The organism is Nostoc piscinale CENA21, from assembly GCF_001298445.1.
In the GTDB taxonomy this organism is placed as follows: Bacteria; Cyanobacteriota; Cyanobacteriia; order Cyanobacteriales; family Nostocaceae; genus Nostoc_B; species Nostoc_B piscinale_A.
On sequence record NZ_CP012036.1, the window covers coordinates 6,441,875 to 6,464,723 of the forward strand.

Genomic DNA, 22,849 nt, shown 5'->3' on the forward strand with positions numbered 1-22,849 from the left:
TTAATTCCAAATTATTGCTAAATCTAAAATAAATCCTGGTAATATATCTTCCCCAGATAATTGTTTAGGCGCATCCAAAATTTCTACTGGTTTACCTTGACGATAAATTTCAACTTGCTTGGCTGGAGGATTAATTAACCAACCAAGTTGCACTTGATTATCCATATACTCTCGCATTTTGGCTTGAGTTTCTGTCAAGTCGTCGCTAGGGGACATCAACTCTAAAACAAAATCTGGCGCTATGGGGGGAAATTTTGCCTTTTCCTTGGGTGTTAGTGCATCCCATCTGTCTTGTTTTATCCAAGCAACATCAGGAGAACGATTTGCGCCATTAGGAAGCTTGAAACAGGTGGAAGAATCAAAACATACACCTAATTTTGTTTGACGATTCCATATACCAAATTCTACAGCAATTTCAAAATTACTTTTTCCTGTTTCTCCGCCTGTAGGTGGCATAACAGTTAACTCTCCTTTATGATTGCGCTCAAATTTAACATCGGGGTTTTCTCGACACAGTTGATAGAACTGTTCGTCAGTGAGTTTAACAATAGCGTTGAGGTTGAATGTAATGGCTGTCATTGTTATATCCTAGAGTTGGTACTGGTTAGGTTAATTTAAACAGCGAGGAAAGTGATGTTACTAGAACTCAACCAACTAATTGTACCTGCTGGTCATCAGTTGTTAATTAAAAATATATCTTGGTCAACCTATAAACATATTTTGGCAGAATTAGGCGAAAATCGCAGTTCTCGCATATCTTACAGTCAAGGGGTGTTGGAAATCATGGCTCCGTTACCAGAACATGAAGTAGGCAAAAAAATTATCGGTAATTTAGTAGAAATTCTTCTAGAAGAACTCGACATTGAATTTTGGAGTTTGGGTTCTACAACTTTTGACGAAGAAAAAATGGATGCTGGGGTAGAACCTGATGATTGCTTCTACATTCAAAATGAAGCGGCTGTTAGAGGTAAGGACAGAATTGATTTAACAATTGATCCACCTCCAGATCTAGCTATTGAAATTGATATTACATCGCGGACTCGGTTTAATAATTATGAAGTCTTAGGAGTGCCGGAATTGTGGCGATGGAGAGGCAATAAATTAGAAATTAATATCTTGATTAATGGTAAATATGTAACAACTAATAACAGTTTAGCTTTTCCTAATTTACCGATCGCTCAAGTAATACCAGAATATTTACAACGGAGTAAAGCTGAAGGTAGAAATGCAGCAATGAAAGCTTTTCGGGCTTGGATAAGAGAACAATTATAATGACGATCGCCTGATTATTTCCTACTATCTATAATCTCTAAAATCTGGATAATTCTTAACAAGAATTTTTGTATTTGTGGTTGACAGGTATAAATTTATACTTTACTATAAGAATAATAAAGGCGATCGCACACATCTTTGGCCGGAGGGCGATCGCCTTTATGTAAACCCCGTAATGGAGTACAAATACCATAATGGCACAATTATCAAAGTTAGGGCAGTTACCCAGCCACCAAGCCACCCAACAGCCAGTTCCCCAGCGAGAACCAATCAAGCATATTTTGAGGGGTTCTGCTAAGGCTGTGACAAGTACAATTCACCATTTGCAAGTAATTGGTTACGCCAGTGTCGGAGATTGGAGTCCACTGCTACCAACCGATAACTCAGGTGAAGTGATGAGTATTTTAGTCCGGCAAATCATGATTTAGTAGCAAGCGACTGAAGTCGCGGCTACACAGACAAAACCCGCCTACGCGGATTCTCAATCCTTGATTTTTTTTTAGTCCGCGCAGGTGGTCACTGAGCTTGTCGAAGTGCGGACTTTGTTTTTATAGTCGCGACTAGATATGTGTAAATCTGCAATCATTCCGGCGATCGCTCTGAAACGGAAATTGCCATAATAGATTCAAGCTGATGATAAGTAAAATGATATGGCGATCGCATTAGATAAAGCTGCATCTGCAAAGATGACAATTGAGGAGTTCTTTAACTATGACGATGGCACAGATGCAATATATGAGTTTGAAGATGGAAACTTGCTGCTGATGACAGCCGAGAGTGAAATTAATCGCCGAATAGCAATGTTTCTGCTTGTCTGCTTTGTGCAACTCGGTATTCCGGCTTATCGGCTATCCATGAAAACGGAAATTGTCACCACAGGTTCGCGGGTGCGTGTTCCTGACTTGATAGTATTTTCCGAAGAGTTGGCAACGGCAATGGAGGGCGCGAAACGCTCTACAATTATGCCAGAAATGCCACCACCATTATTAGTAGTTGAAGTAGTCAGCCCTAACCAAAGCAGTCGTGATTATCGCTACAAGCGTTCTGAATATGGGGCGCGGGGGATTAATGAATATTGGATTGTTGATCCTATTGCCCAAAAAGTCACAGTATTGGAATGGGTAGAGGGTTTTTATGAAGAGCAAGTGTATGTGGGGGATAATGCGATCGCATCACCAGTATTTCCTGATTTAAAATTGACGGCGGCTCAAATTTTGCAAGGTTGGTAAATCGTTCCAACAACCTGCAAACTTCATGATTGCAGCAGCATTGTTAGTTTTGGTTTCTGAATTAAGTCGGAAGTCATGAATTAGCTCATACAGTTGCGCTAATTCAGCATCTGGAATTTGCTGAACTTCTTCTAAAACCTTCACTCTCTATTCAGAATAATTCATCAGCTTATCTCTCCTGCATCAGTGAAAGTAAAATTATGAGAGCGATTCCACATCTAGTATATTATCGACACATTCTAAAATGGTAACTTGGCTAGAATGTGGCTAAATAATACCTAAACAAGATCCCCCCGCCTGCGGCGACCCCCTTAAAAAGGGGGTAAAAGAGAGTTTTTAGCCCCCCTTTTTAAGGGGGGTTAGGGGGATCTAAAAATACTAAAACGTTAACCGAACTGCTAAAAACTATGAATATTCAACTTAAAGCAGAATATGAGCAATTTATTCAAAACCGAATTGCTACAGGTAGATATGAAAACGCTGAAGATGTGATTATTAAAGCCTTGACACTACTAGAAGAATGGGAAAAGGGTTATCAGGAATGGGAAGAAGAAACTCAGCAAAAACTAGCTGCTGGACTTGCTTCTATCGAACATGGAGATATGTTAGATAGTCAAGTGGTAATGGCGCGACTAGAAGAGAAATTAAGCCTAAAGATGTAGGTTGGGTGGAGGCGCACAAAGATATTGATAGCAACACAGTAAATCGAGATTGCGCCGTAACCCAACTGTGTAAATTTCAATTGTTGTAGTTGAGAAATGTGGATTTTTAAGATGATTTGTTGGGTGAAACGAAGTGTAACCCAACCTACAGGAGATTGCGATCGTACTCTTGATTAAGTCGGCGGTTTTCTGTATTATTAGGTTACTCATCCAGAAAATCTCAAAAAAATTTGATCGCGCAGAGCGCGAAACGGAAGGGAAAAAGAAATAGTGTAAAGTGCAAGAGGGGAAGAATGCAAAGGGCTAAAAAGTCCTCCCAACACCGCAGACAACACGAAAACCAAAATTAATGTCGATGAAGTCGCGCCCCGCCCTATTATTGAAGAGACGAGACGCAGAACGGCAGTAGTCAGGATTGACGAGCCAGGAACCGCCCCGCAGACATCTTATATTGCTTGACCCTTCACTTAGCCATGCACTGCCATCAGTGGGCGCATTATTATAATTTTCGTGCCACTCATCCTGACACCATTCCCATAAATTACCACACATATCGAATAAACCAAAGGAGTTAGCTGGAAATTTCCCCACTTCTGTTGTTTGTTCTCGATATTCACCATTGGGAGCAGAACCGTAGGTAGAATTTCCCCTGTAATTTGCTAAATCTGTCGTAATCGTTTCACCAAAATAAAACGGCGTAGTTGTTCCCGCCCGACAAGCATATTCCCACTCTGCTTCACTCGGTAAGCGATATATCTTACCAGTCTTTTTCAATAATCGAACGCAAAACTCAACCGCATCATCCCAAGAAACACGCTCCACAGGGCGGTTAGCGCCTTTAAAACGTGATGGGTCAGGGTTTAAATCAATATTTACCTTATCAAGAGCAGCAACGGCTTGCCATTGCCTTTGAGTGACGGGAAATTTACCCATAAAAAAGGGTGGAACAGTGACATTATGCTGAGGACTTTCAGAGTCATATCGTCCTTCCTCACTCTCTGGCGAACCCATGAGGAATTTACCACCAGGAATGGACACCATTTCTAAAACTACGCCATTACCCAAGTCTTCAGTAAAAAACTCGGCGCGTCCAGGGCTACGGTTGATGATTTGTCCTTGAGCGTCCACCTTCACTATTTCAAACTCAAACTGATTGGGTGGAGTGGGTTCATATATCGCAGAACCCCTCTCCAAACCTCTCCCCGAAGCGGAGAGAGGCTTTGAATCTTGCTCCCCTTCCTTCGTAGGGAAGGGGCTGGGGGTTAGGTCTGAAGAATACGCCACATCAGATAATTCTTCCGCAGACACAGGCGGTTTTACTTGTCCAATTATCTTTTGTTCTATCGGTGCGACATCTTCATCCCGCAAACCTAAATGTTGCTGATAATCCCTTAAATCGTTGAGTGTTCTTTCACTCAGGGTTGGTTCACTTTCAACTGTTTCAACTAGCGTTGCTTCATATTCTTCTAATTTGCGCTGATATTCCAGATATGGTTTTTTAACTTCCGCTTCAATTGCATCAGCCACATCAGCATCAAGCTGTAACTGGAGACGTAATGATTTTAACAGCCGACGAGCAGGGATGGTAAACTTGCCCTGATTTATGCGGCGTTCCACTTCCTTGCGATACTTCAACTTAGGATCATCCTTGGGTGACTTCGCCAGAAAAATCCGATAACCATCCTTAAAAGGATAAAACTCCGGTGTCATCAAGGGAGATGCTTCTTGGACTTTGGTTTTGGCGTAGTCATGCAACTCATCCACCGCAATTAAACCATCGCCATCTTTATCGGCTGCACCTTTTTCTATGCCTTCTACTAAATATTGAGTGTAAATCGACAAGTCTAATTCATCAGATGCAAAGGCATATTGTGTAGAAGTGGAAGCAGTGAGAATTGCTGTTCCTTCACCGCCTAATTGCTGTTGCAAGTCAATCGTACCACTATCTTTAGCTGTCAAACCTTTGGCAAAAGCACCACTAAAGCAGCAATCTAAAATTACTACCCTGCGCTTAGATTTACTCTCATTCATCCATCGGTGTACACTTGTGGCAGCTACGGCTGTAAATGGAAGCAGTTTATTTTGATTTTTTTGAGTTTCGCAAGTCGAGAAGTAAAAATCACCGTTTTCAACCGTCACCCCATGACCAGAAAAATACAAAAGTACTAAATCATCTTTTTGACGATTAGCATACAAGTTATAAATTTCCCTTTCCAATTCCTGACGCTTGGGATTTTTCAGCACCGTGACATCATCAAAACCACCCATTTCCGGGTTCTCTAACACACGCCGCATCGCCTCCACATCTTCCACAGCCTTGGGTAGCGGTGCTAGTGTTGGTTCATGATATTCACTAATTCCAATTAACAGTGCTACCTTAGCCATTGTTGCTGTTTGACGAGTTGTTGAGAAAGTCCTGGGCTTTTTGGTAAGCAAAGTTAAATTCTTCGCGGCTGCTGGCTTCGATGTTGAGTTCTCTACCATCAGGCGCTTTCACCATGATTTTAATTGGTTTGTTGCCAAAGCGATCGCCCAGAAACCCAAACAAAGCTTTCAAGTTTTTGGGGTTAACCTCTGCATTCAAAAACCCCAACAAAAAACCCCCCAAAGCCTTAGAACCCTCTGGTACATCCGTAACCGCAACTAAATCTGCATCCTCTACCCCATCCACCTCGCGCAACTGGGGAAGCAAATTCTGTACTTGGGCTTGCAACTCTTCATCATCCAAACCCAACTCCGTCAGGGAAACAGTCACCTGCACATTAGATGTAGTTACCATAGCGATCGCTTAAATATAATTTAGAATCTATTTAAACGATTGTATCGGTTATTTGGGCAATTTGAGTAAAATTGCGGTCATTCCACTCTACGCCTCCGGTTACTGAGCGCAGCCGAAGTATGCGCCTCTGCGAGAGACACAAAAAAATTCAACTTCTGAAACTTTAAACTTTTTAGTCAAATACTTGCTGTCAGCTTACCAACAAGGTAATTTACAGAAGCATAGCGAAACCTAATAAACCGATGGGAAAAGGGCGACTAGAAGCATTTAGTGATGGTGTAATGGCAATCATCATCACTATTATGGTGCTGGAATTAAAAGTGCCTCATGGGGCTGAAATGGGCGCACTCCGTCCACTAATTCCAATATTTCTTAGCTACCTCTTAAGTTTTGTCAACGTTGGTATCTATTGGAACAATCACCATCACTTACTACAGGCAGTTAGGCAAGTCAACGGTCGGACATTATGGGCTAACTTGCATTTGTTATTCTGGTTATCTTTAATACCCTTTGCTACTGCTTGGATGGGAGAAAACTTTACAAACTTGCCAGTTGCCCTTTATGGTGTAGTTCTTTTCATGGCTGCGATCGCTTATTTTATTCTCACCCACGCCTTAATTTCTCATCACGGTCAAGATTCAACACTTGCAACCGCCGTCGGTCGAGATTGGAAAGGCAAAGTCTCATTGTTGATTTATGCGGTTGCAATTCCACTCTCCTTTGTAAAATCGTGGTTAGGCTGTGCATTATATGTTCTGGTTGCCATTACCTGGCTCATTCCTGACCGCAGAATTGAAAAGGCTTTGAGACAGTGAAAATCAAATATTTTGATTGTTGGAGAGTGATACGTGAACCTAGAATCACAATTACAAGCAGCTTGGTTGCAAGTAACCAAACACTTTTGTACCAGATCCGGGCCATTAGTTCGGACAATTGAAGACATTGACCCTACTGCATTACAAGCATCGTGGTTGATGTGTGTAGAGTCAATACAGACAATCTTCGCTAATTATTATGGATACGAATCTGTTGCAGCGCGTTTTTCAGTCCCCAAAGATTATGCAGTCTTTATGCAAATTATCGGCGGCGGCTGGAAATGGCCGTTTAGCTTAGAATGGGAGCTATTTGAAGCACAGATAGTTACTATAGCCACCGAGAGTAACTTTCGGTTATTTGTGAGTGAGGCAGAAGAAGACGAACCACCAATGGATTCTGGCTTTTGGTTGAGTATTGGTAGCTGGTCAGATAAACACGAGTATCTTCTGTGTTGCGACCAAAACCACAGCTATTACGGAGTCGTCATCGACGGACATGATAGTCACCCTTGGCTGAACGGCGTTGAATTTGGTGGTTGCTATCCGATGGCTAAGTCATTCTTAGAATGGCTACTCCTACACGGTGGTAGTTAACTGTTGCACTGCACTTACTGTTTTAATCAATAGGAGCCGCAGATTTCATCGGATGCCGATTTTTTGAATAACCATAGTAACGTGATAACTCTTCAGACCAGAATTCATCAAAGTATGCTCCTACTAGTGAACCAGTCAGTGAACCGATAACTGAACCAACCAGACAAGCACTCAAAGGCATTAGTAATGCAACTGTTGGTGAACCACTCAGAACGCCAACAACAGAACCAATTGCAGAACCAACAATTGCACCGCTAAAAGAACCAGCAACAGAACCAATTACAGAACCAATTCCAAACATCGATTTACAAAACCATTTTTCAGAACTATTTAAAATTATAAGAGTGTACATCAAAATTTGATAAACACAAATGCAGAAGCCGCAAGAGATGAAATCAGAAAACCCCAACTCAGTGCTGAATAACGACGTATAGCATTAGATTTAAATACAGCAATTGCCGCAGTTACAAAACCACCCAAAAAGCAAATTAAAAAAGTTTTAGACCAAACAATAATTCCCAGCATTTGAATCTCATACATTATTGGGCCAGGAGTAGGTTTATTGATTGAGATATGCAAAAAGGTTAAATATAGAAGAATTGCGGGGATAAAAACTGCACCGATAATTGCAATATTTTGGTATCCAGGTACATTACGACAACTAATAAATGAGATTAAAACCGATGATAAACCTACAAAAATTACAACAGCCCAAATGATTAAAATCAATAATAAAATCATTCCCATAAAAAATTTAGTCTGATTAAGAATATATACTTATAGATAAATCATCATCAAGCTATAGATTATACTGCATATTTCACAAACTGGCGTGTGAAAGGACTTCGCCGTCAGCGTCAGCCGAAAGGTATGGGCTGTAAGGGTTGTGGATACATACACCCCTACACCTCATACCCTCCCAAAGCCTTGATTTTTCGTCATTTGCTCAATCCAGCTAATCAGATTGAGTTAATAGCCATTGTTCAATCAATTCGGTCACAATATCACTCATTTGCCGTTCTTGAGAGACTGCGGCGGCTTTGAGTTGGCGGTGTAATTGTTTAGGCAAATAAATAGTTGTACGGGTATAATCTGGGTCAGTGCTTTTAGTGGGAGATGTTGGTTTCTCGTCAACATTTGGCAATTTATCTCTGAGTTGACGACTACGGGCAGCATCAATTAAATCATCAAATCGGCTAGTCTTTTTCTTGTTATTCATTTTAATTATTTCAATATTTCTTTTCCGGCTTCAGCGTAACACCGCCAAGCAATTTGAGCGTAAGAATCTTTCACTGCATTAACAGGAACTCCTTCTAAAGCTGCACGTTGAAATACAGCGAGTCGCCGAATACCTGATTGAAATACAGGTAAACCTGCACTCAATAAGGTTGTTCTTGCTTCTTCGCCTGCTTTATTAGGTAATGGTGGAATCAAGGTGAGCAAAATTCGATAGTTGGTTTTGAGTTTTTGCAATGACTCTACCATTTGTAATGTTGCGGCTAGTGCGATCGCATCTGGAGTAGTTGGTATAACTAATAAATCACAACCTTTCGCCAGGGTTTTTAACTCATCTGCATCCGGTTTGGCAGGAGTATCGATTACTATATGCTCATAGAGTTTAGCCAAACTTACCGCTTGCGCTTCATCTGCAACTTTAAACGGTAAACAACCCCGGTTAGACCAATCTAAAGCACTACGGTTTAAATCTCCATCTACTAACAGTGTGTCAGCTTTGTTTTGCAAGTATGTAGCTAAATGCAACGCTGTCGTTGATTTACCTACCCCTCCTTTAAAGGCGGCTACGGTGATGATCATTTTATTTACCTGCCAAGATTTTACACAATTCAAACATTTAAACATCTGAATAGCAAAATGTCTAAACATTTAGATGTTTAGCAAAAAATATATTTACAGGCAAATTAAAAGTACACAAATTATTAGACTACAAAATTATATAAGTAAAATGAGGTATAAAAGTATTTATAGCTACCAGTAATTAATCTACGCTAAAATAGTACAAAAATACTTTTACTGTGATCAAATCTGCCGAGGTTAATAGATGGACAGGTGTACCGAAACGTTTTAAAATTTGTCTCATAAAAGTAAATCTACTTACTGCACCATCAACCCCAGCATAGTAAAGATTTTCTAGTGATTCTGCTTGTCTGTAGAGTCATTCTATTAAGATAGGAAAGTCTTTAGTAGAGGGTAGTAGACAATGGAAGTCAAACTAATCCTGGCTGGATTAACAGTAGTGTTTAGTGTTGCGTGCCTGTTTTTTGGTACAAAAAATGGATTTTATGATTCAGAGAACTATCATGGCAATGGCTCTGCACATTAACTAGCAGTCATAAATGAAAAAGCAACTAGGAACTGATGAGTAGTCTTTTTACTCAGCACTCAGCACTTTTTCAAGGTACATCATGCCTAACTTTTGCAAACCAATCTAGGTTTGTCAAAGGTGTTCTCTCCAATCAAAAATCCTTAATTTCAGGGTATATGGGCGCAGTCCAAAACTTAGCCCTATGTCACAAAAGCAAAATCTCCAAAACTCAAGCTTTTGCGATGCGTCAAAGGTGATTAGGTTGGAGGGGGGAAAGCATGAGGGATAATCTGTCGGCATCCTCTCGCTTTGATACTGAGGAAACAAATGTTGAATTAAACTGTTTTCCTTACAGTGTCCAGCATAATGATGAGGGTGTATGTTTACTGGTCAAAATGGGGCCGCATCGCATTCTGCTAGATTGTGGAATGGGTAATATTGCTTCACTGCAAAAGGGGTTAACCAAGTCGGCACGTCGAGGTAGTTCTCCCTTACCCGCAGATGTGGTATTGATCAGTCATGCTCACCCAGATCATGCTAGAGGTGTGTTGGCATTACATAAAGCTTTCCCGCTTTTACCTATTTTTGCCAGTGAAGTCACTACCAAATTATTGCCATTAAATTGGCCCGAACAAAACCTTAAAGATATTCCCCAATTGTGTCATGCTCTGCCGTTGCGATCGCCCATAGAATTGCAAGAAGGTTTAGTAGTAGAGTTATTTCCCGCCGGACACTTACCAGGGGCTGTAGCAATTTTACTCACCTACACAACCGAACATCGCTCTTACAAAGTACTCTACACAGGTGACTTTTTCCTCTCCAACTCCCGCTTAGTAGAAGGTTTGCGCTTAGAAGAACTGCGGGGGTTAGATGTGAATGTGTTAATCATCGAAGGTACTTATGGGACATCACGTCATCCCCACCGCCGCAACCAAGAAAACCAACTAGCGGAAAGAATTAATCGCGCCATCGCCGACTCTCATGCTGTACTTCTCCCCACACCCGCATTAGGTTTAGGACAAGAACTATTAATGCTGCTGCGGAGTCATCATCACTTCACCGGACGAGATTTAGATATTTGGGTAGATGGTACTGTGGCGAAAGGCTGCGATGCTTATTTAGAACTCTTACCTTATCTTCCCCCCTCTGTGCAGAACTTTGCCCGTCATCAACCTTGTTTTGGGATGAACGGGTACGTCCCAGAGTCCGGCGCTTGCAACCAGAACAGCGTGCTGTTGTGGGAAAGTTACCCTGTATTGTGCTGACGGATTCCAATGCTGATTTAAGCGAATATTGTCAACCCAACACAGGCCCTTGGCTGATTCTGGTACCAGAAAAAATTGATGTAAAAAATTAACAAGCAAAATTTAGCTTCTACCACTGTAGAAAGTTACTTGCTGGCTCAACACAGTGATGGCCTGGTACAACTCAACTAATTCATAATTTGCGCCCCCAGCATGTCTTATTCGTTCACGGTTCGGCTGCTTATTTAGCGGATCTCACTAGCTTAGAGGAATTGCAAAACCGCTATCACGTCCACTCACCAGCAGCTAACACCTCAGTAGAACTACCAATTGGGGACACATTTGTTCAACCAGCTGCACCTGAGACGAACTACGAAGGCGAACTGACAGAATTAGCCACAGTCATCACCATTACTTTACCCGAAACGATTACCGAAGATCCGCGCTGGCGAGAGTTTGCAGATACGGGTTTAATTGAAGCGCGTTGGCAAGGAGAAGAAATTGTCTTACGCGGATTATCCCAAAGAGAATTACTAAATCAAAGTGGCGATCGCTATACTTTATCAGATGTTGACTGCTGTGGAACTTGCCGACATCAAAGGGGACAGCGTTGTTGGAACCCTGTTTCGCCCTTATACAACTTTAAAGTTACCCTTGAAGGTTATTGTCCAGCTTTTGAACGCTCATTAACAACCGAGTCCTGAGCAAAGAGAAATTGATCTCACTCACCCAGGACTTAGGACTGTGCTTTTGGTTAATCAGGGTTGGAGTCGGTAAAACGATTACGGATGCGTTCAGCGTCAGGACAATCTTCAGTTAAGAGAGGTTCGACATTACCCCTAGGTACGGAAGCTAACTTTTGAGTGACAGCGCCAATACTTTCGAGGCGAACCATTTCTTCCCATGAACAAACTTCGTCTTCCTCATCCGTTTCATAGCGTAGCGTCACCAAATCTCCCTCGATGTCGATGATGCGGGCGCGTTCGATCCAGCGTTGCTGGTCCCGCAAGAAAACACATACCTCCCGCCCATCGCAACACAGTTGATAAATCTTGCGGTGTAGCATGTACTGCTTCTGCCTTTTTAAACAACGTACGTTAAACCTGAAAAAAGTTGGGTGTTACCCCAAGGATTTACATCCCTAGAAAAATTGAGTTTCACGGTTAAGAATGTAGTGCGTTTAATGACCATTTAGGTAAATTTTAGGTCATAAACCAGTAGCTACTGCACCCGTTAAACACAATCTCCTTCAGGGTTGTAAGAGAGAATGTCTACTTCAGAGAAGTCACACAATCCGGGATTTGTGCTAACCAGTTTAATAGCTGCTGGTGAGTCTTTCCTATCATTATGTAATAATAAATACTCCAAAACAAGCGGTGATTGCGGTTGTTTAAGTTGCCTACTTGTAGTCATGGGCATCACTGGGAAGTCTGGGGAATCTGCTGTACTTTTACCCCTGTGTATTTGATCTTAACTCATTATTTTGCTTGCCTTCATGGTTTTCAACAACAACATCTTAATGAGTTTTAAATTTTTAGGTTGTTACCTGGGAAATTCCATACTATGAAACTGGGTGTTAGGGTGTCAGGGTAAAGGGGTGTACGGGTTTTGCTCACCTACATCATTCCTCAAACCCCTAGTTTTAGTTGGATTTGTACTGGGTAAGAAATTCTATCAGTCGCGCTGAAGAACCTTCTCGCTTGATTTTACCTGCCTGAACTGCATCATATAGGTCTGCTAACGCTACCAAGTCTTCAGACTGATAGCATTTAGTCGCTAGGACTTGATGGAGCAGACCTTCCGATTCAACACTAAGATATCCAGTTTGAAAAGCAGATTCCACGAGTGCGCGAATCATTGTAATTAGGGCATCATCAGCAACTTAATATATCTAGTGTGGAATATTTTGCTTTCAGATTGATTGATATCACACCGTAGATTATTGTGATTTTAGTTACACAAAAAATGTGATTTAAATCACATTTTCCTGTGATCACAGTAATTGCCGATATATAGATTATCAGTACAAACCGCAAGGAACATAATCATTGTTTTGGGCTTTGAGAATAAATTAACTATTATTACGTAGTTGAAAAAATACCAAGTTTTTACTTAAAAAACTTACGTACAAAGATTGTCTGTGAAGACTGGGTATAAGGGTGAAAAGTTTTGGGGTGTAAGGGTTGTAGATACATCCTCATACCCTGCTATTAAAAAACTCACGGAAATCCTCATCTTGTTGACTTAACTGCACCCAGTCAAGGTTTAAAGATATAAATTTTTGTGACAAGCGATCGCAAGCTGGGCGTTCTGTAGCGTAATGGCCTGCATCAACTAAGATTAAATTGCGATCGCGGCTTTCTTGAAATTGATGAAATTTGCAGTCAGAAGTTAAATAAACTTGCGCCCCAGTTTTTACAACCGCCGAAATGAAACTCGCGCCGGAACCACCCAAAACAGCCACCCGTGAAATTTGTTGTTGTAAATCAGCCGTGGGTGAAAAAATCAAATCGGGAGGAGAAAGGCGCTGTTGAATAATTGCGAGTAACTCTTGGAGTGTGAGTGATTTTTCCAGTTCACCAACCCTTCCGTAACCAAAACCAGAGACAGCCGGTACTATAGGCGAGACTTCTTGAAGTTCTAAAATTTGAGCCAAGACATCAGCTGTACCGTCTGGTACTTGGTCGAAATTAGTATGGGCAGTATATATACCAATATTGTGAATGAAGGCTAACCGTACCATTTCGGATATTGCCTCACCACGCCGAAAAGATTTGGGAGGAGTGAAAATTAACGGATGATGGGCAAAAATCACGTTAGCATGATGTGCGATCGCTTCCTCCATCACCGCCAAAGTCGGAGTTAAACACACCAACACCCGCGCCGACTCTTGCAAAACCCCAGGCTCAACTTGCCAACCACAATTATCCCAGCTTTCACACCAAGCCGGATTCGCCCATTCTTCAAACCAACTAATTAAATCAACAATTTTCATAATTCTGTAAATAGATATTTTGAATTTAAAAAACAGAAAATATTTTACCTCCTACCTTCTGCCTTCTGCCTTCTTCATCGCCTTTGCGGCTGAATATTCAACTGTAATGCTAACTGTTGGCGTATTTCCTGAAAAGGCTGATTCCAGACAGGTTGACTATGCCAATTCCAAGCTGTAACGGGGATAAGTCCTTCATTAGCAAGATAAGTTAACAATCGATATTCATCTTCTGGTTCGCGGGAAAACGGAAAAGGATTCCGAAACCCAGTAGCGCACAGCTGATAATATGTCGGTTGCTCGTGATTAATTCGATGAATTAGTTCTTGACCTTTAGCCAGCAAATAATCTAAAAAAAACAAGCTAAAAGGTTCTATATGGGCGCGATTTTGTGGGTCTTTCTGTACCCATCTTGCCCATTCAAAACCATACATAAAATCGTGAACATAACAAAAGCGGATTTCTTGATGAATACCAAATAACCTGCTGAGAGCAACCATTTTCTCAGTAAACATCTTTAAAAAACCAATAGCCTCATCTGCCACTGCTAGAGCTTGTCGTAAAATACTACTTACCATAAAATCGCAATCCCAAAAAATATTGTCGGGAAAGTTTTCTAATTGAGCTTCTAGAATACATTCCAATGTATTTTGCAAATTCGATATCAGTCTAATATCTGTAGTTTCTTCCTCAATTAAACTTTCTAATTCCGCAAATCTGGTAATGACTTGTTTTTGAGGACTGAGTGATAAAGGATTAACCGAATTTTGCACCAGAAATTCATCAATAATTTGAAAGTTATAAGTAAAAGGTAAGTCTTGCTTCATACAGATTTAACTAGCCTCAGCAAGTGATATATTTAATTTTATGATTTTCTGTATCAAAATACCTAAAATTATTAATCAAATATAAACAAACGTTAATATTTGTATTAATACAAAAAAAGCCGCTTTTTTAGCGACCTCTTTTAAAAACGTTTTTTCAAAAAACACATCTAATCCCTACATTCAGGAGTAGTTTATAACTCAAATAAGATTAATTTATTTTGCGCGGCATCACACAAAGTCAAAAAATAGGAATAAACACTCATCAGCGATACTTTCATTATCCAGAAATATGTACAACTAACTCCCGTGTATGACTGCGTTGGCGATGTTCCCAAACATAAATTCCCTGCCAAGTTCCCAATACTAAATGACCACGATTAATAGGTATATGTTCAGAAGTGTGAGTCAATGCAGAACGGATATGTGCTGGCATATCATCAGGCCCTTCGGCATCGTGAATGTATCCCCCCGATTCTGGGACTAGCTTGGCCATAAAGTTAGCTAAATCTACCAACACATCAGGATCAGCATTTTCTTGGATGACTAAACTAGCGGAAGTGTGGCGTAAAAATAAAGTGCAGAGTCCAGTTTCCACGCCCGACTCAGCAACTATAGCTTCGATTTTGGCAGTAATATTGTGAAAAGATTTGCCAGTAGTAGAAACTCTCAGTAGCTTTTGGTAGTGAACCATTTGTAGATTAATTGACTATTCACTAATAATATAGACTTTCTTAGGCAATTAGCTGCGAAGTTTAGCCACAATTTAGCTATATTATTGAATGAATGCTCATAAGCGTGAAGCATATTTTTTTGGTGAGTGGTTGGGGGCGATCACTCACCAAAAATCTAGATAATTGAGTTTTATCGAGTAGGCAGTTCAACATCAAGAGTGTGAGTAAATTTCTAATATCTATTGTGATAAATTCTCAATATTTAATTTATATAAATTTACAATATTTTTGTTCAAACTTACACAAGAATTATAGCTGCCTTGGTGCTTTCGGGCATTATCTAGAGACTGAAATTTATGGAATTTACATCAGTAGTATTTCTACCCTAGCAAGCGAAGGAAATCATTCCAATGGCACATTTATTTGAGGCATTTAAGATTCGGGAAATCACTTTTCGCAACCGTATTGTCGTTTCACCCATGTGTCAATACTCTAGTACAAATGGGTTTGCAAATGATTGGCACTTAGTACATTTAGCTTCTCGCGCCGTTGGTGGTGCAGGTTTAGTATTCACAGAAGCAGCAGCGATAGAACCCTGTGGGCGAATTAGTCCGCAAGACTTGGGTATATGGTCAGATGAACACATAGAAGGTTTAGCCAAAGTTGTCGAATTAATTCATAACTTTGGTGCAGTTGCAGGAATTCAACTCGCCCACGCGGGGAGAAAAGCCAGCACAGCCAAACCCAGTCGCGGTGGTAAAGCTGTAGATGAATCCCAAGAAGGTTGGCGGCCTGTAGTTTCCAGCAGTGCGATCGCATTTAGTAAAGATAGTCCCGTTCCCGAAGCCTTGAGTATTGAAGGAATTCAACAAATTATTCAAGCCTTTGTCACTGCTACTCAACGTTCCCTACAAGCCGGCTTCAAAGTCATCGAAATTCACGCAGCCCACGGCTACCTACTCCATCAATTTCTCTCACCCTTAGCCAATCAACGTCAAGATGAATATGGTGGCAGCTTTGAAAACCGGACACGCTTGTTATTAGAAGTTGTCACAGCTGTGCGCCAAATCTTACCAGAAACCTATCCTTTATTTGTGCGAATCTCCGCCACCGATTGGATAGATAAAGGATGGAACATAGAACAAAGCGTCACCTTAAGCGATAAACTCAAATCTTTGGGCGTAGACTTAATTGACTGTTCCTCTGGGGGAATTATCCCTGGCATCAATATTCCCGTCAAACCTGGTTATCAAACTCAATTCGCCGAACGTATCCGCCAAGAAGCCAAAATCCCAACAGGCGCAGTCGGCTTAATTACCTCTCCCGAACAAGCCGACCAAATTATTCGCACCGAAGTAGCCGACTTAGTTTTATTAGGGCGCGAATTACTCCGCAATCCTTACTGGCCACATCTAGCAGCCAAAAAACTAGGCTACGAGAAACTCTGGCCTGTACAATACGATCGCGCCTGGGTGTGAGATTGTTAGATTTTTCTAGCCCACTTGATTTAACCAATTGGTTAGCGCAAAATTGACTTGAACGCAGAAAAACTGTGGCTGCTGCTAATAATTGGAGAATATTCAACACTCAGCACTTTAAAAAGGAGCTGACAACAACAGCATAGATGTGTAAAGTAGTTGAGGACTAATTACTTCCCAACATACATCCATCTATGGATAGAAAAACAAAACGCCTATTGCTGCTTGTAGCTTCCTGTAGTATTGCTGGTGTCATTTTAGGCGGCACTAGCAGCTGGGCAGAGAGTAATCTTTGTTTGCGTTCGAGTCAAGTTACAAGTGAATGCTTGACCCAAGACCCCGTTGAAAAAACCATCCAAGGAATGAGTACAGGGTTAATCGCCGGGGCTGGGGCAGCTTTCGGTGTAGCATGGAATATCAAGCAAGAAGACTAAAATTGATAGTTGCGATCGCGTACCCAGAGACTCACAGGTACAGCATTACCCTGTGGGTCTACTTTGACTTTCACAACTATAGAACGTGATTGTCCATCTCTTGTTTGCCGTACAGCTTGGGCAACATCCCGATTTAGCTGTTGCCGTTCTTCATCTTGGACATTATAGTTTTCCACACCATACTGCACATAACCATCTTGATACACACCCTTGAGGGCGGCTTGATTGCTAGGTAAGGATCTGGGGGGATTAGTCGTTACCCGCACCGGTCGCCAAGCCCTAGGCACACCCCGACTAAAAAATGGCTGTTCTTGTAAAATCACATACAAGTTGGTTCCTTCTAGTAATTCTCCATCCCTGCCACGATTTCTCCGTAGTAATTCTTGCCAACCTGATAGCCTTCTGAGTGTAGAAATCCGCGAGATATTGTAGTCTAGTTCTAAAGAATTACCTTGCAGCACATTTCGAGAATTCACAGGTACAGTTTGTAAAATAACCTCTCTACCTGTGAGGGTAGTGTACATCGATAAAAAAGGCACTGCGAAAATAATTGCAGCTTGAATAGCCAAAGGAAGCACCAACCTTCCAGTCGGTAAAGGCTTATTGGCTTTTTGGTCTGTAGCTAATAAATAATCACGAAACGTCAGCTTCTCAGAAAATTCCGCTTCGGGCGACCATGATTTATTCTTAGTAGATTCTGACTTAGTAGATTCCGACTTTTTAGTAGATTCCGAAGATTCATTTTTCATTGGCGTAGTCCTACTATTAGCGAGAAAGAATATTAGGACTTACGCAGAGAAACTAGGAGCTAGTACGACAAGGCAAAAGTCAAAAGGAAAAAGAAAGAATAGTAATACCACAAGCCTTTTAGCAATTCCTTATGGTCTGTTTATTCCTGCCGACTTGTACTAGTTTATTAGATTTTATCTGCGTTCATCTGCGGTTAATTTTTGTTCACGCAGAGTCGCAGAGTCGCGGAGAGAAAATTAGGAAGATTTGGCGTTACCGGAAGACTTAGAGTTAGAACCTACACGGCGTTCAAACCACAGTCCTGCACTAATCAACGCTGAACCACACATAACAAACACCAGTGATTTGAGTAGCAGTTCTGTGTCATACTCCAGCACACGACTAATCACTTGCAGAGTTAACAACAGCATACCGCCCCAGAACGATCGCCTGTCGTTAAACTTCAAGCCTTCCCGAATTAGTCCCCAAGCCAAAACTGTGAACAACACATTAAAAGCAAAAACCCCTAAATCATCGATAGGGTTAATCGCTTGATGCCAGAAAGGTACAATAGCTGTGAAGCCTAAAAAAGTCACAATCAAAGGTAGATTGAAGACTGCTTCCCGACGAATGGGGTTGTTGCGCTGGCGGACTAAAAACAACCATTGCAGTACCGCCAAACCACTGAGAATTCCCAAGTCAATGATTGGGCGATTCATGAATATATTCATGTTAGTCGTTGACGAAGAGAAATTGTAGCCGGAAGTTTGCCACAGCCAACGAAAAGACAAGATATAAAAAGCTAGACCAAAAGCGATTAACGCTAAATCACGGGCTAAAGGTTGAAATAGCCTGTAATTAATTGTCGGGAATAGTAGGTCATCATAGCTCCAGAATAATGCCGGCGGGAGTGTAAAAGCAAAAGAGGCGACCCAAGGCGCAGCATCCGACAGACTTGACAGTGGTAAGGGGTCGAGATTCAATTGTAAAGAACTGGCAAAAATAAAAGCAGCGATCGCAAAAATCCACCGCGAACGGCAAAAATAAGCTAAGGGGACAAACAACACCCACGACAGCAAAGGCATGTGTCTGATAACCAGTGTCGCCCAATTCCAATCATTTGCCGAATAACGCAAGTCTCCAATACCAGTCCAATACCCAATTTGGATGAGGATAATTCCCAAAATTCCCAGGGAATTTAACGACAGACTGTAAGCCATCACCAAAACGCCAAAACCCCAGGCAAAAAACAGTTCGGGCGTTGAACCGTTAATATTGAAAACATCAGCCATCAAAGCGATAGTTGCACCAAAAACCATCGCCGCTAAAATCAGCAACCCTTCACCCAAGAGGCGTTGACTACGTTTTGGTTTTTTGCCTTCCGGGATACCAATAGCGGCTTGCCGCCAAGTGTAAAAACCAGTAATGGTAGTAGCCATAAACAAACTCATCATAATGATGAATTTGACATCTCGCGACCATCCCAGCCAGTTAGCCGCCACAAAAGTGATAATGCCCAATGTTAGTAGGATACTACCAGTCATGACCGCAGTCATCGTGGAGCGATCGCGTGCCGCCGCTTCTAAATTATTAAATTGATAACGGTCTGCTAGTTGTTGGTATTGCGAAGCACTAATCAGACCTTCATCTCGCCATAATTGCGATTCTCGGCGTAACTTCCTCTGAAAATTATCCAATATCATGACCATCTCCAAAGCAACGAGGTAGTTTCACGGTCAAACTCTAGATTTTGGATGTTCTATTCACCCCAAAAAGACAGCAGAGGGCAGATAATATCAGGATTTACGCAGATTCTGTGATGTATTAGCATGATTGCGACTGGTTAACCCGAAGCGCAGTCCTCTTCGGAAAGCCAGCCACTTTGTATCTACGATAAATTAAGCTAAAGAGCGATTTTTGCCTAACTCCCGACCAACAAAGATTTATGGGTCAGCATAGCGGTTATTGTATTTTCAGTATGCAGCCAAGGCATGAAATAGCGTTGTTCTTGTGTAACAGTTTTACTAGGATTAAAAATACGTATAATCATTCACATAAATAATGGAAAAGCCTTCCAACTTATTACTGAAACTCGCACGGCGTTTATTTGAAAGTTTAGAAGAACAAGAAAAATTTATCGCAGCCTTAGTTAATCCCCAAGCTTTTGCACCCTCTATTGTTTGGTGTCAGCCAAAACCCGAAACATCGCCCTTTGCCGTAGAAACACCTTTAACTTGGCAACCCCAATTTATAGACAGGTTAGCTTTAGGAGAAAAACCCGGTCAACATCCCCTACATAATCAAGGATATTTCTATTGCTTAGATTTTTCTTCTGTATTTTCAGCTTCAATTTTGTTAGCAATTACGCAGCCAATCCCTACAGTTTTTGATATGTGTGCTGCTCCAGGCGGTAAAAGTGTGTTTGCGTGGAAAGCTTTGCAACCAAAATTATTGATTAGTAACGAAGTCATTGGTAAACGTTTAGGTATGTTAATTTCTAACTTAAAACGTTAGCCAAATTCACCCAGCAATTGTAGTGAATCGAGATTCAAGTATTTTTGCTGAAAGTATCTCTGCATCTAGTAACTTAGTAATTGTTGATGCGCCTTGTACCGGACAATCATTACTAGCTAAAGGTGAAAAAGCCCCTGGATGTTTTCACCCCACAGCAATTAATAAAAGTGCCAATCGTCAAAAAAGAATTATTGCGAACTCTGCTCAAATAGTTGCGCCGCAAGGATATCTGGCTTATATGACTTGCACCTATTCCCCAGAAGAAAATGAGCAGGTTTGTGAATGGTTTTTATCACGCTTTCCCCAATTTAAACCAGTTAATGTTAACCATTTACAAGCATATCAATCGCACCTGACAAACATTCCTTGTTACCGGATATTTCCGCAGAGTAGATTGGGTGCTGGCGCATTTGCTATGTTGTTTCAAAATACGGCTGAGGGTGAAAATCAGGAGTTAGATGCAAGTACTTTATCTGCGGTGTGGATGAATAGTAAAGATACACTATCAAATAGTACTAACACTATAGGCGCGGATTGCTGAATCAACTGTTGCAATCGTTAAGCCGTGCTGTAAAGCCTGACAGATAAGCATTCTATCAAACGGATCTTTATGCAATGCTGGTAAACTCGCCAGTTGAGTAACGCTACCTTCATCTAAGTCCAAATTTGCAATTTGATGGCGATCGCGTTGTTTGGGAATATATATTTCAGGGGATTCTGGCAATGGTAACTTGCCCAATTGATATTTAACAATGCACTCCCATATTGAGACAACGCTGAGATAAATCTGATAATCTATATTGCAAATGGCATCTCTAACATCTGTTTGTAGCTGTTTATCACCACTGATAAACCATAAGAAAATATGAGTATCTAGAAGAATTTTCATCCGCCCTCAAACGCATTCAAAATATCTTGGGGCAGAGGTGCATCAAAATCATCAGGCACAGTAAACTCTCCTGCACACAAACCAAATGGTCTTAGCTGCTTGTTAATACTTTGAATTGGTTTTAATTCAGCAATTTCTTTATCTGCTTGAATAATAATAAAACTTTCACCTGCCTTAACTAGGTTGAGGTATTTTAAGGGATTTTGTTGGATTTCATCCACTGTAACTTTCTGCATCTAAATACTTCTATGTATTAATGTGAATATATTAACTGCCCTAATCTAATTTTAGTGCGCTCCAAAATTTGCAGGAGGTTTGGTAAAGTAAGCAATAAACTTAGCGATTGCCCAGTTTTTTAAGAACTATATTGGTATTTTTCTATCTTAGAAGTTATACTAATTAATTCCTGTGTAATGTCTAAATTTGGATACTGGACGGAGAATTTAGGGATAAAAGCAAGAAATATATGTAAAAACTTGTAATTATTTAGCAAATCTGCTAATTATTCCCCTTACCCCTTCATAGTGTCAACAAAAAGGGTTTATCTATTGGTAGTCAATGTCAATTACGAAAACAGCATAATAGATATAAACACTTACATGATGATGGGTATGGATAAACCTGAAGATATTGCTAAGCTATTACCATTAAGCGATATATATAAAGACCTTGCTCAACCAGCAGCAAAGCAAGTAGGAGGTGCGCTTGAATCAACCGCAAAAGTAGCTCGATTACTACTTGCTCCTATCGAATATCTTGCTGCTCAAAGCGATCGCTGGCAAAGATATCTTACGCGTATTGCTGAACAAGTACCTGAAGAAAGGCGTATTGAGGCACACCCGCAAGTTGCAGGGCCAGTTCTTGAAGGGCTTCGATATGTTGATGAAAATAATGTCATCGCTGATTTGTTTATTAATTTATTAGCACGAGCGATTGACCGTGACCGTGTTAGCGAGGCTCATCCAGCTTTTGCAAGTATCATTTCTCAATTGAGTTCTGATGAAGCACAAATCATTTTTTGGCTTCGGAAGAAGCGTTTTCTCTACCGCCAATACGCCGCTTTCAACTCTGAACAAAAAACATTTTCAGCGAAGCAAGTTATTGAAAATGAGTTTCCTACTAACAAACTTATTTTTCCTGAAAACTTTGCAGTCTATATGGATCATCTCCACAGCTTGAATCTAGCTGGAATTTGGCAACAAGGCAATCAAGAACCAATTTTTGAAGGAGAAGCTGCTATCCAAACAGGTGTCAATATTACAAGTTATGCTCAGTTAACTTCTTTTGGTAGCATGTTTGCTCAAGCTTGTGTTCCAGAAAAATTGCCAGACTCAATAGCATAAAACTTCTAATGCGGCAGACAGACCGACAAGATGCTGTCTGCATCACTTCCAGTC

26 protein-coding genes and 2 pseudogenes are annotated in these 22,849 nt (G+C 41.0%); 11 read left to right on the plus strand and 17 right to left on the minus strand.

Going from position 1 to position 22,849, the window contains the following annotated elements; genetic code table 11:
• Window positions 1-579: a Uma2 family endonuclease gene (locus ACX27_RS27705; RefSeq protein ID WP_062297271.1), complete on the minus strand. Its 579-nt coding sequence runs from the start codon at window positions 577-579 to the stop codon at window positions 1-3.
• 54 nt (window positions 580-633) lie between these two features.
• Here ACX27_RS27705 and ACX27_RS27710 point away from each other — a divergent pair, with 54 nt between their 5' ends.
• The 3 genes from ACX27_RS27710 to ACX27_RS27720 all read left to right on the plus strand — a co-directional run bounded on the left by ACX27_RS27710 (window position 634) and on the right by ACX27_RS27720 (window position 2,501).
• Window positions 634-1,272 (plus strand): Uma2 family endonuclease, encoded by a 639-nt coding sequence (locus tag ACX27_RS27710; protein ID WP_062297273.1) that lies wholly within the window; start codon window positions 634-636, stop codon window positions 1,270-1,272.
• A gap of 194 nt (window positions 1,273-1,466) precedes the next feature.
• Window positions 1,467-1,700: a hypothetical protein gene (locus tag ACX27_RS27715; RefSeq protein WP_062297275.1), complete on the plus strand. Its 234-nt coding sequence runs from the start codon at window positions 1,467-1,469 to the stop codon at window positions 1,698-1,700.
• A gap of 222 nt (window positions 1,701-1,922) precedes the next feature.
• A complete protein-coding gene (locus ACX27_RS27720; RefSeq protein ID WP_062297277.1) occupies window positions 1,923-2,501 on the plus strand; it encodes a Uma2 family endonuclease in 579 nt (192 codons plus the stop codon).
• Here the strand turns inward: ACX27_RS27720 and ACX27_RS27725 are convergent.
• Window positions 2,463-2,645: a hypothetical protein gene (locus ACX27_RS27725; RefSeq protein WP_062297279.1), complete on the minus strand. Its 183-nt coding sequence runs from the start codon at window positions 2,643-2,645 to the stop codon at window positions 2,463-2,465. The genes ACX27_RS27720 and ACX27_RS27725 overlap by 39 nt on opposite strands.
• Window positions 2,646-2,908: 263 nt before the next feature.
• On the opposite strand from ACX27_RS27725, the gene ACX27_RS27730 reads away from it, so the two are divergent.
• Complete coding sequence (locus ACX27_RS27730; RefSeq protein ID WP_062297281.1) at window positions 2,909-3,163, plus strand: type II toxin-antitoxin system ParD family antitoxin; 255 nt, start codon at window positions 2,909-2,911, stop codon at window positions 3,161-3,163.
• Between the two features lie 303 nt (window positions 3,164-3,466).
• On the opposite strand, the gene ACX27_RS27735 is transcribed toward ACX27_RS27730, so the two are convergent.
• On the minus strand, window positions 3,467-5,548 hold the full coding sequence (locus tag ACX27_RS27735) for a caspase, EACC1-associated type (RefSeq protein WP_062297283.1): 2,082 nt from the start codon (window positions 5,546-5,548) through the stop codon (window positions 3,467-3,469).
• Complete coding sequence (locus ACX27_RS27740; RefSeq protein ID WP_062297285.1) at window positions 5,541-5,942, minus strand: hypothetical protein; 402 nt, start codon at window positions 5,940-5,942, stop codon at window positions 5,541-5,543. Before ACX27_RS27740 ends, ACX27_RS27735 begins: the two co-directional genes overlap by 8 nt.
• Window positions 5,943-6,184: 242 nt before the next feature.
• Between ACX27_RS27740 and ACX27_RS27745 the strand changes: the two genes are divergently transcribed.
• Both ACX27_RS27745 and ACX27_RS27750 read left to right on the plus strand, forming a co-directional pair.
• Window positions 6,185-6,757, plus strand: coding sequence for a TMEM175 family protein (locus tag ACX27_RS27745; RefSeq protein WP_062297287.1), 573 nt, complete (start codon window positions 6,185-6,187; stop codon window positions 6,755-6,757).
• A 33-nt stretch (window positions 6,758-6,790) separates the two neighbouring features.
• Complete coding sequence (locus tag ACX27_RS27750) at window positions 6,791-7,351, plus strand: SMI1/KNR4 family protein (protein ID WP_062297289.1); 561 nt, start codon at window positions 6,791-6,793, stop codon at window positions 7,349-7,351.
• A 22-nt stretch (window positions 7,352-7,373) separates the two neighbouring features.
• Here the strand turns inward: ACX27_RS27750 and ACX27_RS27755 are convergent, their stop codons facing one another.
• The 4 genes from ACX27_RS27755 to ACX27_RS27770 all read right to left on the minus strand — a co-directional run bounded on the left by ACX27_RS27755 (window position 7,374) and on the right by ACX27_RS27770 (window position 9,166).
• On the minus strand, window positions 7,374-7,703 hold the full coding sequence (locus ACX27_RS27755) for a glycine zipper domain-containing protein (protein WP_062297291.1): 330 nt from the start codon (window positions 7,701-7,703) through the stop codon (window positions 7,374-7,376).
• Entirely contained in the window at window positions 7,703-8,098 is a 396-nt protein-coding gene (locus tag ACX27_RS27760; RefSeq protein WP_062297293.1) for a hypothetical protein, read from the minus strand. Before ACX27_RS27760 ends, ACX27_RS27755 begins: the two co-directional genes overlap by 1 nt.
• Before the next feature lie 208 nt (window positions 8,099-8,306).
• A complete protein-coding gene (locus ACX27_RS27765) occupies window positions 8,307-8,570 on the minus strand; it encodes a CopG family transcriptional regulator (RefSeq protein ID WP_062297295.1) in 264 nt (87 codons plus the stop codon).
• Between the two features lie 5 nt (window positions 8,571-8,575).
• Entirely contained in the window at window positions 8,576-9,166 is a 591-nt protein-coding gene (locus tag ACX27_RS27770) for a ParA family protein (RefSeq protein WP_062297297.1), read from the minus strand.
• A gap of 786 nt (window positions 9,167-9,952) precedes the next feature.
• On the opposite strand from ACX27_RS27770, the pseudogene ACX27_RS27775 reads away from it, so the two are divergent.
• Window positions 9,953-11,622 (plus strand): annotated as a pseudogene (locus tag ACX27_RS27775) (MBL fold metallo-hydrolase).
• 50 nt (window positions 11,623-11,672) lie between these two features.
• Here the strand turns inward: ACX27_RS27775 and ACX27_RS27780 are convergent.
• The 5 genes from ACX27_RS27780 to ACX27_RS27800 all read right to left on the minus strand — a co-directional run bounded on the left by ACX27_RS27780 (window position 11,673) and on the right by ACX27_RS27800 (window position 15,428).
• Entirely contained in the window at window positions 11,673-11,984 is a 312-nt protein-coding gene (locus tag ACX27_RS27780) for a DUF6679 family protein (RefSeq protein ID WP_062297298.1), read from the minus strand.
• A 576-nt stretch (window positions 11,985-12,560) separates the two neighbouring features.
• A complete protein-coding gene (locus ACX27_RS27785; protein ID WP_062297299.1) occupies window positions 12,561-12,776 on the minus strand; it encodes a hypothetical protein in 216 nt (71 codons plus the stop codon).
• 339 nt (window positions 12,777-13,115) lie between these two features.
• Entirely contained in the window at window positions 13,116-13,913 is a 798-nt protein-coding gene (locus ACX27_RS27790) for a Nif3-like dinuclear metal center hexameric protein (protein ID WP_062297300.1), read from the minus strand.
• Between the two features lie 74 nt (window positions 13,914-13,987).
• The gene (locus tag ACX27_RS27795; RefSeq protein ID WP_062297301.1) at window positions 13,988-14,737 is read right to left on the minus strand and encodes a hypothetical protein; all 750 of its coding nucleotides are present in this window, start codon (window positions 14,735-14,737) and stop codon (window positions 13,988-13,990) included.
• Window positions 14,738-15,014: 277 nt separating this feature from the next.
• A complete protein-coding gene (locus ACX27_RS27800; protein ID WP_062297304.1) occupies window positions 15,015-15,428 on the minus strand; it encodes a secondary thiamine-phosphate synthase enzyme YjbQ in 414 nt (137 codons plus the stop codon).
• Window positions 15,429-15,818: 390 nt separating this feature from the next.
• Between ACX27_RS27800 and namA the strand changes: the two genes are divergently transcribed.
• Together namA and ACX27_RS27810 are read left to right on the plus strand one after the other, a co-directional pair.
• Complete coding sequence (namA, locus tag ACX27_RS27805) at window positions 15,819-16,886, plus strand: NADPH dehydrogenase NamA (RefSeq protein WP_062297305.1); 1,068 nt, start codon at window positions 15,819-15,821, stop codon at window positions 16,884-16,886.
• 194 nt (window positions 16,887-17,080) lie between these two features.
• Window positions 17,081-17,320, plus strand: a complete 240-nt coding sequence (locus ACX27_RS27810) for a hypothetical protein (protein ID WP_062297306.1) — start codon at window positions 17,081-17,083, stop codon at window positions 17,318-17,320.
• On the opposite strand, the gene ACX27_RS27815 is transcribed toward ACX27_RS27810, so the two are convergent.
• Window positions 17,317-18,069 (minus strand): GDYXXLXY domain-containing protein, encoded by a 753-nt coding sequence (locus ACX27_RS27815; protein WP_062297308.1) that lies wholly within the window; start codon window positions 18,067-18,069, stop codon window positions 17,317-17,319. The genes ACX27_RS27810 and ACX27_RS27815 overlap by 4 nt on opposite strands.
• Window positions 18,070-18,306: 237 nt before the next feature.
• Window positions 18,307-19,752 (minus strand): DUF2157 domain-containing protein, encoded by a 1,446-nt coding sequence (locus ACX27_RS27820; RefSeq protein ID WP_200929877.1) that lies wholly within the window; start codon window positions 19,750-19,752, stop codon window positions 18,307-18,309.
• A 358-nt stretch (window positions 19,753-20,110) separates the two neighbouring features.
• On the opposite strand from ACX27_RS27820, the pseudogene ACX27_RS27825 reads away from it, so the two are divergent.
• Window positions 20,111-21,104, plus strand: a pseudogene (locus tag ACX27_RS27825) (RsmB/NOP family class I SAM-dependent RNA methyltransferase).
• Here ACX27_RS27825 and ACX27_RS27830 read toward each other — a convergent pair.
• Window positions 21,069-21,452, minus strand: a complete 384-nt coding sequence (locus tag ACX27_RS27830; RefSeq protein WP_062297310.1) for a type II toxin-antitoxin system VapC family toxin — start codon at window positions 21,450-21,452, stop codon at window positions 21,069-21,071. The pseudogene ACX27_RS27825 and the gene ACX27_RS27830 overlap by 36 nt on opposite strands.
• Window positions 21,449-21,688: a type II toxin-antitoxin system Phd/YefM family antitoxin gene (locus ACX27_RS27835; protein ID WP_062297312.1), complete on the minus strand. Its 240-nt coding sequence runs from the start codon at window positions 21,686-21,688 to the stop codon at window positions 21,449-21,451. Before ACX27_RS27835 ends, ACX27_RS27830 begins: the two co-directional genes overlap by 4 nt.
• A 312-nt stretch (window positions 21,689-22,000) precedes the next feature.
• On the opposite strand from ACX27_RS27835, the gene ACX27_RS27840 reads away from it, so the two are divergent.
• Window positions 22,001-22,795, plus strand: a complete 795-nt coding sequence (locus tag ACX27_RS27840) for a DUF4393 domain-containing protein (RefSeq protein ID WP_144427553.1) — start codon at window positions 22,001-22,003, stop codon at window positions 22,793-22,795.
• Window positions 22,796-22,849: the final 54 nt, after the last annotated feature.

Bases quoted from the DNA above. Each gene is read 5' to 3' on its own strand.
- ACX27_RS27705 (WP_062297271.1), bottom strand. From the start codon at position 579: ATGACAGCCATTACATTCAACCTCAACGCTATTGTTAAACTCACTGAC.
- ACX27_RS27710 (WP_062297273.1), top strand. From the start codon at position 634: ATGTTACTAGAACTCAACCAACTAATTGTACCTGCTGGTCATCAGTTG.
- ACX27_RS27715 (WP_062297275.1), top strand. From the start codon at position 1,467: ATGGCACAATTATCAAAGTTAGGGCAGTTACCCAGCCACCAAGCCACC.
- ACX27_RS27720 (WP_062297277.1), top strand. From the start codon at position 1,923: ATGGCGATCGCATTAGATAAAGCTGCATCTGCAAAGATGACAATTGAG.
- ACX27_RS27730 (WP_062297281.1), top strand. From the start codon at position 2,909: ATGAATATTCAACTTAAAGCAGAATATGAGCAATTTATTCAAAACCGA.
- ACX27_RS27735 (WP_062297283.1), bottom strand. From the start codon at position 5,548: ATGGCTAAGGTAGCACTGTTAATTGGAATTAGTGAATATCATGAACCA.
- ACX27_RS27740 (WP_062297285.1), bottom strand. From the start codon at position 5,942: ATGGTAACTACATCTAATGTGCAGGTGACTGTTTCCCTGACGGAGTTG.
- ACX27_RS27745 (WP_062297287.1), top strand. From the start codon at position 6,185: ATGGGAAAAGGGCGACTAGAAGCATTTAGTGATGGTGTAATGGCAATC.
- ACX27_RS27755 (WP_062297291.1), bottom strand. From the start codon at position 7,703: ATGTACACTCTTATAATTTTAAATAGTTCTGAAAAATGGTTTTGTAAA.
- ACX27_RS27760 (WP_062297293.1), bottom strand. From the start codon at position 8,098: ATGGGAATGATTTTATTATTGATTTTAATCATTTGGGCTGTTGTAATT.
- ACX27_RS27765 (WP_062297295.1), bottom strand. From the start codon at position 8,570: ATGAATAACAAGAAAAAGACTAGCCGATTTGATGATTTAATTGATGCT.
- ACX27_RS27770 (WP_062297297.1), bottom strand. From the start codon at position 9,166: ATGATCATCACCGTAGCCGCCTTTAAAGGAGGGGTAGGTAAATCAACG.
- ACX27_RS27780 (WP_062297298.1), bottom strand. From the start codon at position 11,984: ATGCTACACCGCAAGATTTATCAACTGTGTTGCGATGGGCGGGAGGTA.
- ACX27_RS27785 (WP_062297299.1), bottom strand. From the start codon at position 12,776: ATGATTCGCGCACTCGTGGAATCTGCTTTTCAAACTGGATATCTTAGT.
- ACX27_RS27790 (WP_062297300.1), bottom strand. From the start codon at position 13,913: ATGAAAATTGTTGATTTAATTAGTTGGTTTGAAGAATGGGCGAATCCG.
- ACX27_RS27795 (WP_062297301.1), bottom strand. From the start codon at position 14,737: ATGAAGCAAGACTTACCTTTTACTTATAACTTTCAAATTATTGATGAA.
- ACX27_RS27800 (WP_062297304.1), bottom strand. From the start codon at position 15,428: ATGGTTCACTACCAAAAGCTACTGAGAGTTTCTACTACTGGCAAATCT.
- namA (WP_062297305.1), top strand. From the start codon at position 15,819: ATGGCACATTTATTTGAGGCATTTAAGATTCGGGAAATCACTTTTCGC.
- ACX27_RS27810 (WP_062297306.1), top strand. From the start codon at position 17,081: ATGGATAGAAAAACAAAACGCCTATTGCTGCTTGTAGCTTCCTGTAGT.
- ACX27_RS27815 (WP_062297308.1), bottom strand. From the start codon at position 18,069: ATGAAAAATGAATCTTCGGAATCTACTAAAAAGTCGGAATCTACTAAG.
- ACX27_RS27820 (WP_200929877.1), bottom strand. From the start codon at position 19,752: ATGATATTGGATAATTTTCAGAGGAAGTTACGCCGAGAATCGCAATTA.
- ACX27_RS27830 (WP_062297310.1), bottom strand. From the start codon at position 21,452: ATGAAAATTCTTCTAGATACTCATATTTTCTTATGGTTTATCAGTGGT.
- ACX27_RS27835 (WP_062297312.1), bottom strand. From the start codon at position 21,688: ATGCAGAAAGTTACAGTGGATGAAATCCAACAAAATCCCTTAAAATAC.